Source organism: Lysobacter enzymogenes, from assembly GCF_017168095.1.
GTDB lineage: Bacteria > Pseudomonadota > Gammaproteobacteria > Xanthomonadales > Xanthomonadaceae > Lysobacter > Lysobacter enzymogenes_D.
Genome location: NZ_LXSD01000360.1, coordinates 1 through 4,185, shown reverse-complemented (window position 1 = coordinate 4,185; position 4,185 = coordinate 1). Strand labels below are relative to the sequence as shown.

Below are 4,185 nucleotides of genomic sequence, written 5' to 3'. Positions count from 1 at the left end.
GCGCTTGCGAGCCATCGGCTCGCGCAGCACCGAACGCCCGAACGCTCTGCGTTCGGGCCGGGGCGCGGGTTGGGGTGAGGGCAAGCGCCACCGCACCCGATCCCGCAAGCCCCACCCCGCGCGGATACGGCAAAATGGCGATTCCGGCCTCACCGCCAGCCCCTCAAGCCCGCCGCCATGACCGCTTCCGCCGCCCTCGCCGACCTCTACGCGCAGCACTTCGCCGAACAGCAGCGCCGCGCCGCGCAAGCGCTGGAACGCGGCGGCTTCGACCATCTGGTGGTCCCCAGCGGCACCCTGCACTACCAGGTCTTCGACGACCGCGACTATCCCTACGCGGTCAACCCGCAGTTCAAGGCCTGGGTGCCGCTGGTGCGCAACCCCGGCAGCTGGCTGGTCTTCACCCCCGGCGCCACGCCCAAGCTGATCTACCTGCAGCCCTTCGACTACTGGCACGTGGTGCCGCAGGCGCCCAGCGGCGCCTGGGTCGAGCATTTCGAAGTGATCGTGATCCGCGAGCCGGCCGAAGCGCTGCCGCACCTGCCCAAGGATCCGGCGCGCTGCGCCATCCTCGGCGAGCCGCAGAGCGCGCTCGGCGAGTACGCGCCGAACAATCCGCAGGCGGTGATCGACTACCTGGAATACCACCGCGCGTTCAAGACGCCCTACGAGGTCGCGATGATGCGCGAAGCCACGCGCACGGGCGTGCGCGCGCACCGCGCCGCCGAGGCCGCGTTCCGCGCCGGCGCCAGCGAGTTCGACATCCACCTGGCCTACTGCGCCGCCGCGCGCCAGGACGCCAACGAGTTGCCGTACGGCAACATCGTCGCGCTCAACGAAAACGGCGCGGTGCTGCACTACATGGAACTCGGCCGCGAAGCGCCGGCGCAGTCGCGCAGCTTCCTGATCGACGCCGGCGCCAGCCACGCCGGCTACGCCTGCGACATCACCCGCACCTACGCCGCGGATGCCGATGGCGAATTCCAGGCGCTGATCGACGCGGTCGACGCAGCCCAGCAGCGCATGTGCGCGCAGGTCCGCGCCGGCTTCGACTACAAGCAGTTGCACCTGGACGCGCACCTGGCCCTGGCCGGCATCCTCAAGGATTTCGGCGTGCTCAAGGTCTCGCCGGAAGCGGCCGTGGCCAACGGCGTCAGCAACGTGTTCTTCCCGCACGGCATCGGCCACGGCATCGGCCTGCAGGTGCACGAAGTCGCCGGCTTCGCCGCCAGCGACCGCGGCGGGCGCATCGACAAGCCCGCCGGGCATCCGTATCTGCGCCTGACCCGGGTACTGGAGCCGGGCATGGCGGTGACGATCGAGCCGGGCCTGTACTTCGTCGATCTGCTGCTCGACGGCCTGCAGCGCGGCGAGCATCGCGACAGCGTGGATTGGGCGCGCATCGACCGGTTCCGTCCGTTCGGCGGCATCCGCATCGAGGACGATGTGGTCTGCACCGACGACGCGCCGATCAACCTGACCCGCGAAGAATTCGCCGCGGCCTGAGCGCCGCACCCTGTCCCACCGCCACCGGAGCGCCGCGATGAACGAGACCCGCGATCCCTTCCTCGCCGCGCTGCACGCCTACGCCGCGGCGGTCGCGGCCAAGGACGCCGACGCCTTCGCCGCGCTCTATGCCGACGACGTGCACGTGTTCGACCTGTGGGGCCGCTGGGAGCTGCGCGGCCTGCCGGCATGGCGGGCGATGGCGCAGGACTGGTTCTCCTCGCTCGGCGCGGAAACCGTCGCGGTGACGTACGCCCAGGCGCAGTCGCGCGCCGACGGCGCGCTGGCTTACGGCCACGCCGTGCTGACCTTCGCGGCGCACGGCGCCGACGGCGCCCGCCTGCGTTCGCTCGATAACCGCATCAGCCTGGTGCTGCAGCGCCGCGGCGCGGATTGGAAGATCGTGCACGAGCACACCTCCGCGCCGGTCGATCACGCCAGCGGCAAGGCGCTGCTCATGCGCAACGGGGCCGAGTAGCCGCGTCGCTTCTTGCAGGCGGGCCTTGCGCGCCCGCTCTTGTGGGAGGGCCTTCAGGCCCGAGGCTTTTGTTTCGGATAGCCGCGACCTGAGACAAGAGCATCGGGCCTGAAGGCCCTCCCACAAGAGCGCAACGCTTCGGGCTCGCAGGCTGTTTATAGCGACACCTGCGCGCTCACCTCGCAGGGTTGGCGCTGCGTGCCCGGGCAGGCCGCGCAGCGCCTGCCCGAGCCGCCGCGAGCCTCACCAGACGTTGAAGGTACGCCCGCTCTGCACGCCCTCGACGCTGCGCTGGTAGGCCAGCGCCGCGCGCGCGGCCGGCACCGGCTCGAAGCCGGGGAAGAACGCGCCGTAAGCGTCCATCGATTCGCTCAGCACGTTCGGGCTGACCGCGTTGATGCGCAGCCCGCGCGGCAGTTCGCAGGCGGCGCCGGCGACGAAACCTTCCAGCGCGCGGTTGACCGCGCTGGCGTTGGCGCCGCCGCGGATCGGCTCGGCCGAGACGATGCCGGTGGTCAGGGTGATCGAGCCGCCGTCGTTGAGATGGTGCTGGCCCAGCAGCGCCAGCCGCACCTGGCCGAGCAGCTTGTCGTTGAGGCCGAGGGCGAACTCGGCCGGCTTCATCTCGCCGAGCGGGCCGAAGTGCAGCGCGCCGGCGGCGGAGACGATCGCGTCGAGCTTGCCGGTCTTGCGCAACAGCGCCTCGACGCTGGCGTCGTCGGTGATGTCGACCGGGTACTGCGCGCTGCTGCGGCCGGCGGCGAGGACTTCGTGGTGGGACAGGGTCTGGGCGATGGCGCGGCCGAGGGTGCCGGTGGCGCCGACGAGCAGGATCTTCATGACGGTTCCTGGGGGAAGGAGAACAGGCGCCCAGTCTGCGCGCCGGGCCGGGCGCGGTGAATGCGCTAGCATTTCGCGCACCCCTAACCCTGAGTTAGCCATGGACCTGCTGCGCGCGATGGCGGTGTTCGTTTCGGTCGCCGACACCGGCAGCTTCGCCGCCGCCGCGCAGGCGCAGCGGCTGTCGGCGGTGATGGTCGGCAAGCATGTGCGCCAGCTCGAAGAGCGGCTGGGCGCGCGGCTGTTGCAGCGCGATACGCGCAAGCAGCGCCTGACCGAGGTCGGCGCGGCGTTCCTGGCCGAGGCGCGGCAGGTGCTGGAACAGGTGCGCCGCGCCGAGACGGTGAGCGAGCGCCTGGGCGATGGCGCGCGTCCGCGCGGCCACCTGCGCGTCAGCGCGCCGCTGACCTTGGGCACGGTCTCGATCGCGCCGCTGGTCACCGCTTATCTGCGCGCCTATCCCGAGGTCAGCGTGGATCTGGCGCTGGAGGACCGCATGACCGACCTGATCGCCGAAGGCATCGATGCGGCGATCCGGATCGGGCCGCTGGCCGATTCCGACCGCCTGGTCGCGCGGCCGCTGCGGCCGTACCGGATGATGGTCTGCGCGGCGCCGTCGTACCTGCGCGAGCGCGGTACGCCGGCGAGCCCGGCCGAGCTGGCCGGGCACAGCTGCCTCAACCACCTGCTGTGGCATCCCAACGCCGGCTGGCGCTTCGCCAGCCTCGGCGGCGAGGCCTTGCAACTCAACGGCCGGTTCGCCTCCAACCACGGCGAAGCGCTGCGGCGCGCGGCGTTGGACGGCTGCGGGATCGTGCTGCAGCCCGAGGTGCTGCTGGCCGAAGACATCGCCGCCGGCCGCCTGGTGCCGCTGTTCGAGAACGACCTGCCGCCGCCGCGGCCGGTGCACCTGCTGTACCCGCGCGACCGCCAGCCGGTGCCGAAACTGAGCCGGTTCGTGGAGTTGGTGATGGAGACGTTGGGGCCGCGGGAATAACGGAAGTCCGCGTGTAGGAGCGGCGCAAGCCGCGACCGCGGCAACCCGACTACGACGAAGCTTTCGCCGAAGGCGAGGTGCCGCGGTCGCGGCTCGCGCCGCTCCTACAGTCGCTGCGTTGTCGATTCGATTTATGGCTCTGCGCTCACTCCGTCATGACGACAGGTGGCTTGCGCGGCGCTTCCTTCGAATCTGCGCCGTCTCTCTCACCCCGCCATCCCCGCGAAGGCGGGGGTCCAGAGACTTCAGAGTCATGCATCGGTGAAGCCCTGGATGCCCGCCTTCGCGGGCATGACGATAGGGGGGGCGCCGTGAATGGGTGTAGTGAGGGTGTCGCGAGCGGGTTGTGCGGCAATCGGATTTC

At 70.9% G+C, this 4,185-nt stretch carries 5 protein-coding genes and 1 pseudogene; 4 read left to right on the top strand and 2 right to left on the bottom strand.

Going from position 1 to position 4,185, the window contains the following annotated elements; genetic code table 11:
• Positions 1-177 precede the first annotated feature (177 nt).
• Positions 178-1,506: a Xaa-Pro dipeptidase gene (gene pepQ, locus A7A76_RS14175; RefSeq protein ID WP_206411796.1), complete on the top strand. Its 1,329-nt coding sequence runs from the start codon at positions 178-180 to the stop codon at positions 1,504-1,506.
• 37 nt (positions 1,507-1,543) lie between these two features.
• Entirely contained in the window at positions 1,544-1,984 is a 441-nt protein-coding gene (locus tag A7A76_RS14170; protein WP_206411795.1) for a YybH family protein, read from the top strand.
• Here the strand turns inward: A7A76_RS14170 and A7A76_RS26625 are convergent.
• Entirely contained in the window at positions 1,962-2,108 is a 147-nt protein-coding gene (locus tag A7A76_RS26625; RefSeq protein WP_428995152.1) for a DUF6053 domain-containing protein, read from the bottom strand. The genes A7A76_RS14170 and A7A76_RS26625 overlap by 23 nt on opposite strands.
• On the opposite strand from A7A76_RS26625, the pseudogene A7A76_RS26620 reads away from it, so the two are divergent.
• Positions 2,080-2,145: pseudogene (locus A7A76_RS26620) on the top strand (DUF6053 domain-containing protein); the annotation flags it as partial. The gene A7A76_RS26625 and the pseudogene A7A76_RS26620 overlap by 29 nt on opposite strands.
• A gap of 82 nt (positions 2,146-2,227) precedes the next feature.
• On the opposite strand, the gene A7A76_RS14165 reads toward A7A76_RS26620, so the two are convergent.
• Positions 2,228-2,824: a short chain dehydrogenase gene (locus A7A76_RS14165; RefSeq protein ID WP_206411794.1), complete on the bottom strand. Its 597-nt coding sequence runs from the start codon at positions 2,822-2,824 to the stop codon at positions 2,228-2,230.
• 100 nt (positions 2,825-2,924) lie between these two features.
• Here A7A76_RS14165 and A7A76_RS14160 point away from each other — a divergent pair, with 100 nt between their 5' ends.
• Positions 2,925-3,821, top strand: a complete 897-nt coding sequence (locus A7A76_RS14160) for a LysR family transcriptional regulator (RefSeq protein ID WP_206411793.1) — start codon at positions 2,925-2,927, stop codon at positions 3,819-3,821.
• The last annotated feature ends 364 nt before the right edge of the window (positions 3,822-4,185 follow it).

Bases quoted from the DNA above. Each gene is read 5' to 3' on its own strand.
- A7A76_RS14170 (WP_206411795.1), top strand. From the start codon at position 1,544: ATGAACGAGACCCGCGATCCCTTCCTCGCCGCGCTGCACGCCTACGCC.
- A7A76_RS14165 (WP_206411794.1), bottom strand. From the start codon at position 2,824: ATGAAGATCCTGCTCGTCGGCGCCACCGGCACCCTCGGCCGCGCCATC.
- A7A76_RS14160 (WP_206411793.1), top strand. From the start codon at position 2,925: ATGGACCTGCTGCGCGCGATGGCGGTGTTCGTTTCGGTCGCCGACACC.
- pepQ (WP_206411796.1), top strand. From the start codon at position 178: ATGACCGCTTCCGCCGCCCTCGCCGACCTCTACGCGCAGCACTTCGCC.